We start from the raw sequence: 17,179 nt of genomic DNA on the forward strand, positions 1-17,179 counted from the left end.
AAGGTTTCAGCCTTTGAAAGTAAAATAAGTATCTATATTCCTTGTATTTAGGGCTAATGGGATATGAGGTGAAAGTTGCTTCTTGTGAAACCGCATTAGGGACAGCTCGTATATTCTTAAAGCAATTTGAAAAAGCGGAAGAACATTTCAATCGTTCCATTGACCTTTTGCAAAAACATAATGAAGACAAATTGATTTTAATAGTAAGGCATAATTTAGGACTATTATATGCAACTCAAAACTTATCTAAATTAGCAATTCGTCATTTATCAGAAGTGACAGAGAAGAATATTGCCCATTTTAAAGCATTGTTCTTACAAGCGAGTGAACATTATAAGCTAAGAAAAACAAATATTGTAAAAGAACTTATTGAAAAAGGATTAGCAGTTTGTATGGAATTAGGAAATGAAGAGTATGTATATCATTTCAATATTTTACGTTCTCTTAATGAAGATGAAGCAATTAAACTCTTGGAAGAAGTGAAAAAGTATTTCTTACTTCGAAAAGCAAGGTTTATGGGATTTCGTAGAAGAATATGCAGATCTAAAAAAGGAAGAAATTATACAATAATCACATGCTATCATTTTTAATAGCTAATTAACAAAGGGATTCCAATTATGGAGTCCCTTTGTTAATGGGGTAATGCTTTGATTTATCTAATTATAACAATATTTGTAAAAAGTGTAAAGGGGTCCTAGTTTGGAGGGGGAATTATTTAATCTTATTTATTTAATAAAAGGGATAATATTTAGTTATCTGCGCTTCTTAATTATGTTTTTTATCATAATTTGAATTGAATTTCAATTAATCTTATTTATTTTATAGGAATTATAAGTTATACTAAAAGTAGGTGCAAAATGTACCATTTGAAAAAGAGTGCATTGCAAAAAGGAATCCGTAAAGGATTCCTTTTTTGTTTCTTTTAAAATGAAGCAACGTTCTAATTATCTCTTTCTTTTTTATGAATGAACTACCAATGTATAAATTTAAAAGGTATTTTTGGAAAATTGCCATATTCCTGTAACAAAACAAAGGTATGTTATGTGTGCAAAATATAAAGAGAAAGAAGGAAAAGTTGTGAAAAAAATTTTGCCAATTGTTGCGTTATTAGGCATGATGAGTTTTGGAGTACAGGAAATGAATGTAAGAGCTGATACATACCACAAGGGCGATTCAAAAATTAGTTTTTCGGATTCGAAAAGAAAGGGTACTAATTTCATGAATAGTACGTCATTACCTGAAAACTATAAAAGTGCAAAAGAAGCTAATATTGAAAATGTACGTTTAGCACCTGATAAATGGGCAAAAGATAAAGATTTTCTATTTGAGGATAAACCAGATATTTCTGGAAAAGTTTATCTTATATAATGGTGGAGACAATAGGATATATGTATTACAAGCACTAAGTAATGGTAGATATATATCAGCAAATGGTGGTAGAGAATTAACAGCTACTAGTTATGTAGCTGGAAGTTGGGAAAGATTTGTTATTGTATACTTCTAAACTTTGAAGTGTTATATATCTAAATAATAATGGCATGTTTAGTTTGTATAAATGCCTAATACAAGAAAGTATTAAGTATTTAATACAAGTGTATATTAACTTGTAAAAGGGCTGCAAGTAATTAGCAGTCCTTTTGCATGTTAAATAAGGACTTACTGAGGTTATAATGAAAAGAAAAAGAACCCTATAGGATTCTTTTTCAAGGCATATTAACAGTAAGGAGAATCATGAAATGCTACTTCAAATCTTTATTAGGGGAAAGATTTTGAAAAAGCTTAACATGTATTTATTTTTACATAAATGTAAGATGTAGTAAATTGATAATGTTTATACTTACTATTACTAATATTCAATTAAGATAGTTAATACTATTTATATAGTGTTAACTGGTGTATAGTACAGTATAGATTTAGAAATTTAATATTAGATTACATTTGTTAAAAAAGTTAATAGATATATTATTTCAAATTTTAACTAACATTTAAACGGTTTTAATTGAAATTGGTTGTGTATTAACCCTTATAAGCCAATAAAAGTAAATAAAATAAACAAAGACCCTGTAATAAATACAGGGCCGGATACAGGGTTAAGGGAACGCATAGTTTCTTAATATCATAGTAGCATATATTCTTTGTATAGCTACATGAGGATTTTGACAGAATTAAGAACAAGACAGAAAATCTGTAGGAAAGCAAATATAGTGCTGGAAATGTGATTTTAAATTAAGCTATAGGTATATTGAAATGGATGAAAACTCTTGAGTACCATGATTAAATTGCCTTTAATTATGAGGTCTAGGTTAGAGGGATAATTGGATCTTACTGAAAAGAAAAAATATTTTTTAGATTAAAAGAAGAAAAGACACCTTTTGGGTGTCTTTTCTTTAGGTAAACAGTTCACATATTGCTGAATTAGATACGAAACCATAATTCGACTACGAAGTAAATCCTAACATAATCTGAACAGAAAAAATATGTAATATTACATTTTTAGTTTTTAATTATTTTATTCAATATAGAGAAACAACGTAAATAAAAGGGCATGCAGTCGTATCTGCAGCCCTTTTTAGGAGGAATTCAAGACACCATTAGGACACGTATTGGTAAACAGGTTCAAAAATAGTATGTGTGAAAAGAAAAAGTCCTATACCAAAAGTAGACAGGACCTCATCTTTTTACATTTTAAAAAATGAAATTCTGTCCTTTTGAAATCAGTACAGCACACACTTGGTTTGAAATGAAATTAGAAAAAGTATACATGAAAATGGCAGACAACTATTTTGTTGCCTGCCGGTGCCAGTGGGTTGAATGAGTTAGTCAATTCAATAAATTGTGCTATCCCATTACCAGAAGAGTGAAGCCGCTAGTTCAAACGGCTTAGACATAGTTTGTCTAATAAAGAAAAAATTATGAGTAAAGATTTTGTTTGCTCTATATGAAAAGATAAATAGATATTCATCAGACAAGGATAATTTAGCATATCTTGAATAGGGTGTAGGAACGAATTAAAGAAAGGGATATTTGTTTAGGAAGGGACTGACTCAGGAGTGGGACTTTCGGACAGGGTTTGGGGAGCGGTGATTGCCTTTGGCATTGCGACTAATATCGTTGCTTGTATAATGGCAGTATACATTCAAAAATATGAGCTAATGATAAATCATCTTACAAATATTTTATTTTTAATAATTATCTCTTTAACGTTTATAAAGATGAAAATTAACAGATGGGTGGCTTTAGGATTTACATTAGTTGTAATAGAGAAAGGTATTAAAGCGGGCTATGACTTCTACACACATAATTATTATAGTGTCAGTTGGAGTTTAGCTATCATTGTCTATTGCATATACGAGATGGAAAAGTATCATATTGAAATAAACGAATAGGCGCAACAAAAAGGTGTTAGTAGGTGGAATTCTTTTTAAAATACTATAAAAAAGACACTACAAGAGTGTCTTTTTTTTGAAAATACTCTATAATTAACTTTGGGGAAGGTAATGTTAGAGTATTCGTTTAGCATTATCTTTATATTTGATAAACCATGAAATCGAAAGATTTTGTGGTTTATTTTATGAACAATAGATATTACAGTATTGGCAGTGAGTTATTAACCATTTTAAGCATTAGGGGAGAATGGATTAAAAGTTTAACATCGAATAACGGTTCCGGAATATAGTGTTGCGAAATGATCTCCCATATCCCAAACGGTACTTGCCTGTATATAGCCCTTAAAGCCTTCTGAAGAATAATAAATCTCTTTTGGTATACTTTCTTTAGTTTGGAAATGTGCTTTAGAGTACTTTACATAATGGTCTTTAACAACTTTTGCTTCTGGAACAATAGTGTTTTTTTGTTCCAATTTTGGCCTAGCACTAGAAGGTGGTATGAATTTTACATTGTCTTGGTAATTAGGATCTAAGGTGTCAGCTTGTACACTGTGTGACGAAACAAAGGTGCTTAGACTACTTCCCGCGATTAAAGTTGCAAATACTAACTTTGAGAATTTTGTTAATCTACTCATTCTATAATCTCCTTTTTATTATTTTGTAAGGTATCTCCTTACACCTCACAGTCTATATCCACTACAAAAGGGTGTACATACATATTGATAGACAAAATTCTACAAAATACCGCATGTTTTTGGGATTTATGTATAATAATCCAATGTCTAATAATCTATTAAAAGTAAAAAGGTAGGTCTTATATAAAAGAAAATGAATAATTTATGCAGGTAATGTATATGGAATTATTGTTTAAATATTCTAAAATGAGTTGATAAAGATGTTGGTAGGTTTTTTGGAAAACAAATAATTCCCTAGGTGAAATTTGGAAGGAAGATTCTCTGTTAGAGTTTTTATAAGGGAATTCATTTTCGTAGATTCAAAATGTAAAAATAACTAAAAGAGCAAGTGTTTCAATGGGTAAAAAGCTATGTTGAGTCTTGTTTCTCTGTCGGTGGTCGTCTAATCAATGAAATGACGGATGCTTATGATAGTTTGTGTCTAGCAACATTCGTGTATAAACGAATGAATTAAGAAAAGGGTGAAATATTGGATAACTCGAAATGGATGCCTTTAAGTAATGTTGATGATGATGAGGAAATTTGGGTAGGAGCAAGAGTTAGGTTGTACAATGTTGGTATGAATAGAGAAGATAAAGAAAATAATTTCTATGAATATATTATTTCTTATATCTACGACAACACTAACTACTTACAACTAACTAATTTAACAACAGGAAAAGCAGGTTATATTATTTGTGTCATTGAAAAAGAATTACCAAATAATTATGCTTTGGGCAGAACATTAAAGCAAAGAATAGGTTTAGAAAATACCTATTTTAGATTTGAATAATCAACAAATAAGGGAAGCACCAACTCTAAGGTGTCTTCCCTTATTTAATACTTTTTATCAATAATCAATATTAACAGAGCCTAAATAAAAAAGTGAGAAAAATGATAAACACTCTTCTCACTTTCATCAATTAGGGTGGCATATACATAAATATGCGTTTGGGTGGATTTTGGATGAAAAATCCACATGCATAGTATAACAAAAAAATTATGGCTTTTCGCGTGTAATATTGCATATGAAAAATAGTAAAGTTTTAAATTTTAATATTAACAACTTATATATATATGTTACAATGTAATTCTCTAATTTATTTTATTCTCCTATTTAGAATTTATAGTTTAGTGATTTAATAAAACAAAAGTGGTTGTAATAAATAGATAAAACGATGAAATAATACAGTTAGAATGGTTAAAAGGCAGTTAAATATAAGTATTAAAAGAAATAAATTTACTTATTTATGTTTAGTGAATGTATTATGGTAAGAATTTCATCCGATTGGATTAGCGCTAAACTAGATTTTTATCCAAACAAATCCAATAATTATTTTTTAAATGAAGTATTTGTTGCATCAAGTTTATTTGGAATAATTCGTAGTCTAATAATTGCTGAATCTAGAAAAATAACATATTCGAAAGGAGAACAGATAAAACTCTGTCTGTGAAAATTAAATCTTTAAATTATAAAGTATGGATAATAGGATGTAATTGTGGTTTCATTTCGAATGGTACCATAAATGAATGTGGAAAAGTAAAGGAGAAAAATTTAAATAAACTATATAAGTAGTAAAAATGAAAAGGAGAAGTAGCTAGTGTTTAATATAAAAGAAAGATTGGGGCAAATAAAGCTTAAAACGAAGTTGTCTATGGCATTTATAGCAATATTAATTATACCAAGCCTTATCGTAGGAGTATCATCTTATAATAAAGCAAAAACAGATCTTAATGAAACAATTCTACAATCTGCAAAAGATAATATAAGTATTTTAGATAAGATTGTTGATGATGAATTAGAAAATAAGCATACAGATATCACTCATTTTGCAAAGGTACTCACACAAGGGGATTATAATCCTGAACAATCGCAAAATGTACAGAATAAATTTGATCAATATATACAGTTACATCCAGAGATAGAAACGATTTATACGGCATCCAGTAACAATCAATTTATTCATGCACCTGTTGGAAAAATACCAGAAGGGTTTAATCCGTTAGAAAGTAGTTGGTATAAGGATGCAGTAAAAGCAAATGGAGAGATTATTGTTTCATCTCCCTATAAATCAAAGTCTACAGGAAATATGGTAATTGCAATTGCAAAGCAGAATGCAGATAAAAGTGGTGTCATTGGCGTAGATTTGAATATTAAAGATATCGTAAAAACATCCAAAATGATAAAAATTGGGAAGCAAGGATTTGTATCTATAGTTAGTCAAGATAAAACTATAGTTGTTCATCCATCACTAAAACCTGGAGAGAAATTAGATAAAACTTTAGTGGATGAATTGTACAAGACAGAAGATGGAGTAATTACTTATAGCCTCAATGGTGAAGATCGAAACATAAGCTTTAAGACAAATAAAAAAACAGGTTGGAAAATAGCTGGCGTAATGCCTACGAAAGAAATTGAAGAAGCTACCAATCCTATTTTTTATAAAACGCTCACTATAATAGGTGCTTCATTATTGTTAGGTGGAATTGTAATTCTATTCATACTCAAATCTATAATTACTCCACTAAGACAATTAGTCATTTCAGCTCAAAGAATTAGTCAAGGAAATTTAACCGAGAAAATAGATATTCGTTCAAAGGATGAACTTGGTCAATTAGGTGGTAGTTTCAATACAATGGCAGAGTCGTTACGTAATATTATTTCTCAAATTAACACATCTGCAGGACATGTAGCTGCGTCTTCTGAGGAACTAACTGCTAGTGTAGAGCAAGCAAGTGTTGCGACAGAACAAATTACAAAAGAGATGGAAGAAATCTCGAACAGTGCAGAGGTTCAAAATAATGAAGTTGAGTCTGGAGCTGAATTAATTGGTGAGGTAACACGAAATATTCAATATGTAGCTGAGAATGCTTCTGAAGTATCGGCTTCATCCATATACACTAAACAAAAAGCCAATGAAGGTGAACAATTAGTAGAACAAACTGTAACACAAATGCAGTCTATCCATCACTCTGTTTCTCAATCCGATAATGTCATAAAATTATTAGATAAGAAATCACAGCAAATTGGCAGTATATTAGAAGCGATTCAAAATATTGCGGAACAAACAAATTTATTAGCATTAAATGCAGCGATTGAAGCAGCTAGAGCTGGGGAACAGGGGAGAGGGTTTGCAATTGTTGCTGATGAAGTTAGAAAGTTGGCGGAGCAATCATCCGAATCTTCAATGGAAATTGGAAGTTTAATTAAGGAAATACAAGCAGACGTACATGAGACTGTAAAAGCTATGAATGAAGTAGGCGTAGAAGTACAGTCGGGAATTAAGGTTGCGAATGATACAAAACAAAGTTTTTATGAGATTTCAAAATCTGCAAATGATATTGTATCAAAAGTGCATGGTATGGTAGAACTATCAAATAAAATGACAACTGATGCAATGAAAGTTGATACATCGATTGATCAAATAGCTATGGCTGTAAAAGAAAATTCTTCAAGTATGCAAACGATAGCTGGTTCATCTGAGGAACAACATGCTTCTATGGAAGAGATAAATTCTTCAGCAATACAATTAGCACAGATGGCGGAAGAACTTCAAGAGTTAATTGGTGGATTTAAGATTTAAGTTGAGATTCTAGGAGAGAATGCTAGAATCTTGTTACAGAGTGGAAATGAAAAATCTTATAACATAGTAAATAAGTATAATATGTACTCTCTATGCGTATTGAACAGGCAGATAAGCCATTTAAAAACCCTCCATTTGGAGGGTTTTTAAATACATTTACATTAAATTTGTGGTGGTGCACCACTATAATCGCCAACACTATATGAAGGAGCAGGATAATGCCCATGAGTAGCAAGCTGATCTGTTTTAGAAAACTGAAAAATTCCCACCGTTAATACCCCAATAAAAGCAATGCCTGATAATAATAAGCTAATTTTTTTCATTATTTTAACACTCCTTTTGCGATTGATTTTTGTCTTGCTTGATAACAAATATGGAAATAGTCACTTACTTTTTGGTGGTTCTCTAATTGTCTACATTTTGTGGCAAATAATTCGGCGTATTCGACAACATATTCCCATAATTCTTCTTCCTCAAAGTATAAGATTCCTTCTTGAATGATTTTTTCTAATTCTTCCAATGGAATATTTTCGTTTAATTTTTTTAAAATAGAGAAGTGGTGTGTGTATTCTTCGTTATGAATTTCTCTGCAAATCTGTAGACCCTTATCAATGAGTTGGCTGGCCGTTGATTGTTCTCCTAACTTATAATGTTCCTTAGCTTGTAGGAAGATGGCCTTGAAGTGTGTAGGGATTTTCTCTGTTACTTCTGAAAGGTGACGAATAGCTAAAGTAGACATACTTTGATCAGAATACAGCCACCCCATAGTATTTTTTACGTATAACAAGGAATCTTCTTCCCTATTTTTTTGTAGTAAATCAATTGCACAATGTAGATATTCTTCTGCTTGTTCGTACTGTTTTAAATAGATGCAGCAACCACCTAGCAAACTATTACAAAAGGCTGTTTTTACTTCATAACCTTCATACTTTGAAAAGATTGCTCTCGATTTATTTGCGTATTCGATAGAAGCGAGATTGTTATAGGTATGGTGATAGAAAGTAGCAATTCTATAGTAAAATTCGGCGTGTTCAATTTCATCTGGTATAGCTACCAATATTTTTTCTGCTAGTTTATAATGTTCCTCTGCCTCAGTATAATTTGATATAAAAGTGGAATGAATGGATTTGAAAAAATGATAATAGAATTGTAGAAATTGATCTGTAGGCATATCATAATCGCTAATAGTATCAAAACTATTTTGTTGAATACCAAGGCTATCTGTTAAGACCTTGTAACGAAATTCGAGTAGTGAATAGTATAGTAACAAATTTTGATCCTGATGCTCTTGATTCGGTTCAATGCTTAACTTATTAATTTTTTCATCAATTTTCTTTTTTAGATTAGTAGCTTTTATAACTTGCTGAGATAGCATAGATCGATACCAGTCGTTCAATAGAGAGGTTAATTGCTCATTTCCTTTTACTGAGACACTCATAATATACGCCCCCATTTTCTAAAAAAATCCTAATCCAATTTAATTATAAACATCATAACAAAATAGAAGAAAAAATGGAGTGATATTACAATATTTTTCAAGAAAATTCATAAAAAACAATCAATTTGTGTCGAATATACGTAGAATAAAACATCCAAAAATAATCAAAAGATGATATGAGTCTTTATACGTTCTATTAGGTGAACTAAGAAACTGTGATTGAAGATTTATGAAATCTCTTTTTCTTAAAACGATCAATTATGTGTTAATTTTTAGATTATTTTATCGGATAAATATAGTATGTATCACCACCAAATGTATAAATCTTGCGTATGTAAATAAGAAGAGAATAAAGGAAATAAAAAAGAACTTGTAAGAATTCCTACAAGTTCTTTTTTAGATAATGTAAAAGGTGAAACAGACTATGTCATTATTTGTAATAGTAAAATTATCTTATGTATGGTTTTGTTTTATTTTATCATTTTAGCCAAGAAGACTCCTTCCTCAAGGAGCGTGAAGGGTCACAGTCCAGTGAGTAGGCGGGAGATGAATTGGCCTCGAACAAGAGATGGCAGGAAGCCATCTTAATTGTTCGACATATAGAAAGTATTACTCTACTATCTATCGAATGTATGTTTGGTGTATAATAGTCATATACCGAAATGGAGGTGAATCAAATAATGATTAATAAAGCCTATAAGTTTCGTATCTATCCAAATCAAGCACAAGCACAAGCAATTCTAATCAACAAAACGATTGGGTGTTCTCGCTTTGTATTCAATCATTTTCTATCCTTATGGGATCACGCATACAAAGAGACAGGAAAAGGCTTGACCTATGGTATATGCTCTGCCAAACTACCTGCCATGAAGAAAGAGCTTGTTTGGCTAAAAGAAGTGGATAGTATTGCGATTCAGTCGTCTGTTCGCAACCTTGCGGATGCTTATACGCGCTTTTTCAAAAAACAAAACAGCGCACCGTGCTTTAAATCTAAGAAGAACAACGTACAATCTTATACCACAAAACAAACAAATGAAAACATTGCCGTTGTAGGGAACAAAATAAAGTTGCCGAAACTAGGCCTTGTTCGATTTGCCAAAAGTCGCGAAGTAGAGGGGCGTATTGTAAATGCTACAGTTAGACAGAACCCTTCTGGTAGATATTTTGTGTCACTATTAGTTGAAACAGAAGTACAAGAACTTCCGAAAACACATTCTTACATTGGAATAGATGTAGGACTAAAAGATTTCGCTATTTTGTCAGATGGAACACACTATGAAAATCCGAAATTTTTCCGATCATTAGAAGATAAGTTGGCGAAAGCACAGCGTGTTCTTTCTAGAAGAATGAAAGGATCTTCTCGCTGGAATAAACAACGAGTAAAGGTAGCTAGAATTCATGAATACATATCAAATACTAGAAAAGATTACTTGGACAAAATTTCAACTGAAATCATCAAAAACCACGATGTTATCGGTATAGAGGATTTGCAAGTATCGAATATGTTAAAGAATCATAAGTTAGCAAAAGCAATTAGTGAGGTATCTTGGTTGCAATTTCGATCAATGTTAGAATACAAAGCAAAATGGTATGGCAAACAAGTCATTGTCGTATCGAAAACATTTGCTTCCAGCCAATTATGTTCTTGTTGTGGATATCAAAATAAAGACGTTAAAAATCTAAACCTACGTGAATGGGACTGTCCTTCTTGTCGTACACACCATGATAGGGATATTAACGCAAGTATCAATCTAAAGAGTGAAGCGATAAGGCTTCTAACCGCAAGGACTGCGGGGTTAGCCTAATCAATTAGAGTTCGATAGAACTCTTTACTTAGGAATCCCTCACTTCTAAACGAAGTGAAAGTGGGGGTAGTTCAAAGAAGATGTACTATATTGAAGATTTGTTCTTATTGTTGATTAAAGGGAAATTTAAGAATGGTAAGGGGAAAGTGCATAAAAGAGAAAGTCTCCTTTATTTATTCTGAAAAGATAATTCAAAAAGCTATTTGTGTATAGAATAAGCTATGCATAAATTCATCAACATTGGTGATAATAAATAAGAGAATCAATATATAAGCATAAACTTGTTAAAGCTCAGTGTAATTCTATAAATAGTAGATGTAATCATCTGAAAAATAACATTATTTACTTTTCGAGTAGGATAAGTAGAAAAAAAGGAAGTTTTTCTTTGAAGAAAGCTCTTTTGACAGGAATAGATTTTTTCATAACTAGAACAAATAAATTAATAATCACATATACTGTATTGTCGTTAAAGCAAGACATTATTTTCTCAGAACAAGGGAATCACTAGAAAAATACGTGATTCCTATATTCTTCAATATAATGTCAATAGTTGATTTGAAATAACCGAAGAAATAAAATTTTTGTTAATGGACAATCACATAATTTTAGGTATAGTAGGTTTATAATTTAGACTATAAAAATTAATGTATCTTTTATTATTTTAACCAAGAAGACTCCCTCCATAAGGAACTCACAGCAAGTATGGGTAAGTGGGAGTAGTTCAAAGCATGCAATATTGTTTGATTTGGCTAATACATAGATTTCTCATCTCAGAACTGGTGTAAGAATTATAATGTTTATACCATTCTATTGTATTTTCTAAAGTCTGTTGTAGGGACCATTTTGGCTGCCAATTAAGATTGAATTTTGCTTTGCTAATGTCAAGGTTTAGTAAATTTGCTTCATGAAAATTTATTGGACCTATATTTTCTGCTGTCCAATCCCCGCAGCTCCAAATATCTAGTAAACTGGTCACTAATTTTTCTACTGAAACAATATTGCTTAGGGATGGCCCGAAGTTCCATGCTCCTGAAAAAAGGATACCATTATTTATAATTTTTTCTGTAAGGAGTAAATACCCGCTTAAAGGTTCTAGTACATGTTGCCAGGGTCTAATAGCAGTAGGATTTCTAATAATAATCTTTTTGTTTGATTCTAATGCTCGTATACAATCGGGAATAATTCTATCTATTGACCAATCACCACCACCAATTACATTACCAGCTCGAACACTTGCAATTATTTTCTTGTGTTGAGAAAATTTTTCTTCTGAAAAGTAAGAATTACGATAGGAAGAAATTAAAAGTTCGCAGCATCCTTTGCTTGAGCTATATATGTCATGGCCGCCCATAGGGTCAATTTCACGATAACCCCAAGGCCATTCTTTATTCTCATAGCACTTGTCACTTGTCACCATAATTCCTATTTTAGCTGATTCATGTAATCGAATTGCCTCTAGTACATTCATAGTTCCTACAACGTTTACCTCGTATGTTTCTCTAGGATATTCATATGAATACTTAACTAGAGGTTGGGCAGCTAAATGGAATACAATTTCAGGTTTATAATCTGTAAAAACCTTATTTAATTTATTAAAATCTCTAATGTCTCCACGAATATCAATTATATTATTTTGAAGGTTAGTAATGTTAAAGTTATCATTTTTATTTTTAGGATCTAATGAATATCCGATTACAGCAGCACCTAATTCATTCAACCATAGGGATAACCAAGAACCTTTAAAACCAGTATGTCCAGTAATTAAAATTCTTTTTCCGTAAAAAGCATTATTAAAGTTTCGGTTTAACAATTAGTCCACCTCCTTTAGTACCCTATTTTTAGGGGGTTAGGTATAAATGTTTATTATTTTTATACCAATTAATAGTTTTTATAATTCCTTCTTCAATATTAATTCTAGGTTCCCAGGAAAGAGAGTTTTTTATTTTTTGCACATCTGCTTCAGGAACCCATCTTTCATTTGTTCTAGAGGAAATTGCACCGTAATTTGGTCTGGAATTGGTTTTCAAATGTTTGAATAATAATTCTACATAATGTTTCAAGGGGTGAATAGTGCCGCTCCCAATATTAAAGATTTCATTTTGTACAGTAGTATTTTCTACTGCTAGGATACAGGCATCTATTACATTTTCTATATAACAATAATCTCTTAATTGATTACATAAAGTTAAATTTACATCTTTGTTTTGTAATACTCGCAAGATTATATAGCTAAAAATTTTATGCGGCTCTTCGCCTTCTCCGAATATGCCAAAAGGTCTTAATGTTATAAGATTAATATTGTTTTCGCTAGCAATTTGATGGGCGAGTATAGTAGCAGCAGCTTTGGTACTTCCATAGATGTCCACAGGAGTTAGTAACATATTTTCATGAATAGGTTCCATCTTGTTACCGTATTCAGAACTACTCCCAAAATTGATGATTTTTTTACAATTCACCAATTTTGCTGCTTGAATAATGTTACAAGTCCCTATAACATTTGTTTCTATAGCATGGATGTAATCTGTATGGGCAGAATTTACACCATAGGCTGCCAGGTGAAAGATATAATCGGGATTAATTTTCTTTATTGCATCTTGTACTTGTTTTTTATCTCGTATATCTATTTCATAGGTTTCAATATATTTTAGAATATCCTTTAGTCTCCAAGAATTTGATGGTGTTCTTATGAAAAGAACAATTTTTGCTTGTAAATTTAAAAGTCTTCGTGCCAAGTGAGAACCAATAAAACCGTATCCACCAGTAATAAGGAAAGTTTTATTTTTAAATGAAGCAATCATAGTGATAATCTATCCTTTATTAAGATGTATTTTTAGTTGCTGAAATAAATAGATTTATTTTTAAATAAGGAAAGTATCAGTCTTAATTGTGATGAGGGGAGGGGTATTTAAAATAATTTTTTATTGTTGTTGTATCAATTTGGTCAGCAAATAAAGAGGAGGGAGATTTTTGAAAAGTATTATGAAGGGTATGACATGTCTTGTTCAATTGTTCAATATAAGGAATGTATATATAATCTAAAACTGCTGGAGGTAATTCTAAAGTTTCTTGTTTCCATAAATCGAACTCATTTGGATTAATAATTTGCATACTTCCAAAATGAAAAGCTATTAATTCATCTTGATCAATAAAAACTTTATTATCTGTTTTGGATATAGAACTGCTATTTAAAATGACATTCCAAGGTGCTGCATCAATACCTTTATGAGTCATGATTTTTATATTAGAAAAGATGTTAGGAATGTGATTTAAATATTTTTGGTCACCCCATCTATTCATTTCAACATCATATTGATTATTGCAATATTCTAGGCATTTATCTTTCCACCATGTTAAAATTTCTTTACTATTTTGATCATTTTTGAAGCCTACTAAACCAGCTTGGTATATACCGTGTATGCTTTCAATTTCAGTAGAGCTTCTTTGAGGGCAAAGAAATACAGAGTACTTCCACCATTCATCAAGAATGATATTAGGTGCTGTAAAGAAATACATATCAGCATCACAATATATAATGTGATCAACTTCCGGATAAAGACTAAGGACATGTAGACATAGGGGCGCTTTTAATGTCCAACAATACTCTTGTAAATTTCTATCATTTTTTATACTGAGGAGTTCATGATTTTCAATTTCTTTTACCGGAATTAGTATGGCGTGCTTTAATTTTAATTTCTCTAATATTTGATAAGTTAAATCATCCATACAACAGATCCATACAGTAAATTTAGCGTTGAAATTTTCTAAGGAATAATAAGAGGTCAATCCTTGAATTAATCGTTCTTTACTTATAATCATGGAAAAGTTCATAAAATGATTGGATTGATTCATTTTTCTTCTTAATTGTGAATCTTTATATAAAGTTTGAGCTTTATTTATATCTTTTTTACTTAAAAATTGTTTAGTATCTTTATTGAATTTATCCTTTAATTGCTTTAAAACAAATTGAATTCTCTCTAAATATGGAGTGTAAATATGGTTTAATATATTATTGGGTATTGAAATTTCTCCCAAAGACCAAAGATCAAAATCATTTTCAGTAAAGATAGTAATACATGCAAAATGGTAAACAACTAGTTTGTCGTTTTCAATAAATATATCGTTTTTAGTCTTGTCAATTTTATAATCGTTATTATATATACAGTTCCAAGGCGCAGCATTTATACCTAAGTTATTTGAAATTTTTACTTTTGGAAAATATATAGGGATATAATCTAAATACTTTTGGTCTCCAAATTTCCCCTCCTCAGCCTCGGCACTGCACCAATCTATACATTTATTTTTCCACCATCTTACACTTTTTAGTCCATAGAGATCATTCTTAAATCCAATTAGACCAGCCTGATATTTTCCATACATTTTTTCTACCCAATCACGATCTCTTTGGGGGGTTAGGAAAATAGAATGGTCACCCCATTCCTCAAAAATAATATTAGGGTCAGAGAAAAAGCATAAATCACCATCACAATATAGAATAGATGGTAAATCATAATTGACCAATAAATATTCTATCAAGACAGATTTTAAAGTCCAACAATATTCATTTACTTTTCTTTTTCTCTTAATTGCTTTTAATTCACGATCTTCCAATTCTTCAACTTGTAAAAGGTTTACATTAATTAAACTCATTTCTTTTAATAGTGAATATACAAAAGGATCTATACAACAAATCCACAATGTGAATTTTTCTGAGTACTGCATTAATGATTGCTGTAAAGCAATAATTTTCAAGACATACTCACTACCTACAATGACGCAGAAATGATTATTTAAATCATGTTGTTGATTATAGAATTGGGGATCAATTCTTTTTTGAGTATTTTTTTTGGAGAGATTTGAAGCTTTAAATCCTGTTGAAAGTGGGTTAACTATTTTCTCATTAGAGGGGATATACAATCGAGGTAAACTTATTTTTTTATCATTAGAGTTCAATGCTTATTCAGTCCTCTCCACTAAAATTTATTTGGATTCCAACTTTCATTTACAGTTTTTAAATCTTTAGGTGTATCGACACTAGCCCAAAAGTCATTGTGTTCATAGACTGCGAGCTCATTGTCTTTTATTAAATTTCGAAGAGGATCTTCTTCTAGAACACAATCATCATTATTACTTAAATAATCGAATATTTCTTTGTTAAATACAAAAAAACCGCCATTAATTACTTCATCAAGTAATGGTTTTTCTTTAAAATCAATAGCAATTCCATCTTCGACCGCCAATAGGCCGTATTGACTATTTTTTTTAATTCCAGTTAATGTAGCAATTTTTCCTTTTTCTTTATGGAATGCTATTAGTTGATCAATATCTATATTGGCTAATCCGTCACCATAAGTTAATAAAAAGGTTTCACCCTGTACAAAGGATTCAAGTTTTTTTAGTCTTGCCCCGGTCATTGTATCAATTCCTGTATCTATAAAGTGTATATTCCAATTTTCTAATTTCTGAAGTAGCGTATATTGACTGGTTTTAAAATTCAAACTAAAGTCATTCTCTTTCCAGCTAAAGTCCATAAAATATTCCTTAATTTTCTCACCTTTATATCCTAAGGGCAAAATGAAATCAGAATGTCCATATTTTCTATACCAATTCATTATATGCAAGAGGAGAGGCTTTCCTTGAACTCGAACTAATGGTTTGGGAATGTCCTCTAAAATTCCTTGCATCCGAAGCCCTTTTCCGCCACACAAAATTATGACTTTCATAGATTTATTTCCTTCCTCTCTATATATTTTACTAATTTAAACTATGTAATTTGTTTGGTAAATGTATACACGGTTGTACCATAATGACAATCAACTAAAAAAAATATGTTAGATTTATAATTCAGATGCTGATTAAACGTGGAGAATACACATTGTAGTTTATCATTAATTATATGTAAATTAGGTTCTTTTAAAATCTATGCTTTAGTTTATTTAATATTAATGAAAGAAATTGCTTGTTCTTAAGATAAAAGAAGGGGAAGGAAATCAAGGGAATTGAAGAAGCTTATAATGAAATATCCAAGAAGACAAAATATAAGATAAAGTATGGAAGTAAGTAATCGTGAATGCACTACATAAGCAGAATATGCTGATCGCATAAATGATTATACAGAAATCAACAGAAGAATAACAAAGGGAATTAGCCATTTGAAGGAAAATGGAACAACTATTTTTACATTTTATAAATTCAAAAAAGAGCACCGCATAAAGGTGCTCTAGTGATAGAACTAATTTTGTAAAGAACTATTTATTCAATAAAGAAGGACTTACGAATTATTATATGAACGTTT

The 17,179-nt window shown here is 30.7% G+C and carries 11 protein-coding genes and 3 pseudogenes; 7 read left to right on the top strand and 7 right to left on the bottom strand.

The genetic code is table 11. The features are described 5' to 3' along the window. Window positions 1-59: 59 nt before the first annotated feature. From ACTFRY_RS06925 to ACTFRY_RS06940, 4 genes and pseudogenes are all read left to right on the top strand, one after another. Window positions 60-546, top strand: a pseudogene (locus ACTFRY_RS06925) (tetratricopeptide repeat protein); the annotation flags it as partial. Window positions 547-1,041: 495 nt separating this feature from the next. Then, window positions 1,042-1,365: pseudogene (locus ACTFRY_RS06930) on the top strand (cellulase); the annotation flags it as partial. Next, window positions 1,349-1,504, top strand: a pseudogene (locus ACTFRY_RS06935) (fascin domain-containing protein); the annotation flags it as partial. The pseudogenes ACTFRY_RS06930 and ACTFRY_RS06935, both read left to right, overlap by 17 nt. 1,546 nt (window positions 1,505-3,050) lie before the next feature. Beyond that, window positions 3,051-3,386 carry a hypothetical protein gene (locus ACTFRY_RS06940; protein WP_000524431.1) on the top strand — a complete coding sequence of 112 codons (336 nt, stop codon included), beginning with the start codon at window positions 3,051-3,053 and terminating at the stop codon, window positions 3,384-3,386. Window positions 3,387-3,646: 260 nt separating this feature from the next. Here the strand turns inward: ACTFRY_RS06940 and ACTFRY_RS06945 are convergent, their stop codons facing one another. Continuing rightward, window positions 3,647-4,021 (bottom strand): hypothetical protein, encoded by a 375-nt coding sequence (locus tag ACTFRY_RS06945; protein WP_000088958.1) that lies wholly within the window; start codon window positions 4,019-4,021, stop codon window positions 3,647-3,649. A 547-nt stretch (window positions 4,022-4,568) separates the two neighbouring features. On the opposite strand from ACTFRY_RS06945, the gene ACTFRY_RS06950 reads away from it, so the two are divergent. Both ACTFRY_RS06950 and ACTFRY_RS06955 read left to right on the top strand, forming a co-directional pair. After that, entirely contained in the window at window positions 4,569-4,853 is a 285-nt protein-coding gene (locus tag ACTFRY_RS06950) for a hypothetical protein (RefSeq protein ID WP_002024558.1), read from the top strand. An 808-nt stretch (window positions 4,854-5,661) separates the two neighbouring features. Continuing rightward, window positions 5,662-7,644 (top strand): methyl-accepting chemotaxis protein, encoded by a 1,983-nt coding sequence (locus ACTFRY_RS06955; protein ID WP_000481861.1) that lies wholly within the window; start codon window positions 5,662-5,664, stop codon window positions 7,642-7,644. Window positions 7,645-7,805: 161 nt separating this feature from the next. Here ACTFRY_RS06955 and ACTFRY_RS06960 read toward each other — a convergent pair whose 3' ends face one another. Continuing rightward, window positions 7,806-7,967, bottom strand: a complete 162-nt coding sequence (locus tag ACTFRY_RS06960) for a hypothetical protein (protein WP_000724109.1) — start codon at window positions 7,965-7,967, stop codon at window positions 7,806-7,808. Continuing rightward, window positions 7,967-9,082 (bottom strand): Rap family tetratricopeptide repeat protein, encoded by a 1,116-nt coding sequence (locus ACTFRY_RS06965; RefSeq protein ID WP_000116962.1) that lies wholly within the window; start codon window positions 9,080-9,082, stop codon window positions 7,967-7,969. The genes ACTFRY_RS06960 and ACTFRY_RS06965 overlap by 1 nt, the downstream gene beginning before the upstream one ends. Window positions 9,083-9,762: 680 nt before the next feature. On the opposite strand from ACTFRY_RS06965, the gene tnpB reads away from it, so the two are divergent. Next, window positions 9,763-10,887, top strand: a complete 1,125-nt coding sequence (gene tnpB / locus ACTFRY_RS06970; RefSeq protein WP_144517937.1) for an IS200/IS605 family element RNA-guided endonuclease TnpB — start codon at window positions 9,763-9,765, stop codon at window positions 10,885-10,887. A gap of 721 nt (window positions 10,888-11,608) precedes the next feature. On the opposite strand, the gene rfbG is transcribed toward tnpB, so the two are convergent. From rfbG to ACTFRY_RS06990, 4 genes are all read right to left on the bottom strand, one after another. Further along, the gene (gene rfbG / locus ACTFRY_RS06975; RefSeq protein WP_000934727.1) at window positions 11,609-12,697 is read right to left on the bottom strand and encodes a CDP-glucose 4,6-dehydratase; all 1,089 of its coding nucleotides are present in this window, start codon (window positions 12,695-12,697) and stop codon (window positions 11,609-11,611) included. Between the two features lie 28 nt (window positions 12,698-12,725). Then, the gene (locus ACTFRY_RS06980; protein WP_000561951.1) at window positions 12,726-13,685 is read right to left on the bottom strand and encodes an NAD-dependent epimerase/dehydratase family protein; all 960 of its coding nucleotides are present in this window, start codon (window positions 13,683-13,685) and stop codon (window positions 12,726-12,728) included. A gap of 82 nt (window positions 13,686-13,767) precedes the next feature. Continuing rightward, complete coding sequence (locus tag ACTFRY_RS06985; protein WP_098617185.1) at window positions 13,768-15,837, bottom strand: glycosyl transferase; 2,070 nt, start codon at window positions 15,835-15,837, stop codon at window positions 13,768-13,770. Between the two features lie 20 nt (window positions 15,838-15,857). Continuing rightward, window positions 15,858-16,607, bottom strand: coding sequence for a sugar phosphate nucleotidyltransferase (locus ACTFRY_RS06990; RefSeq protein ID WP_000864432.1), 750 nt, complete (start codon window positions 16,605-16,607; stop codon window positions 15,858-15,860). Window positions 16,608-17,179 lie beyond the last annotated feature (572 nt).

This window comes from Bacillus cereus group sp. MYBK195-1 (assembly GCF_051916605.1).
In the GTDB taxonomy this organism is placed as follows: domain Bacteria; phylum Bacillota; class Bacilli; order Bacillales; family Bacillaceae_G; genus Bacillus_A; species Bacillus_A cereus.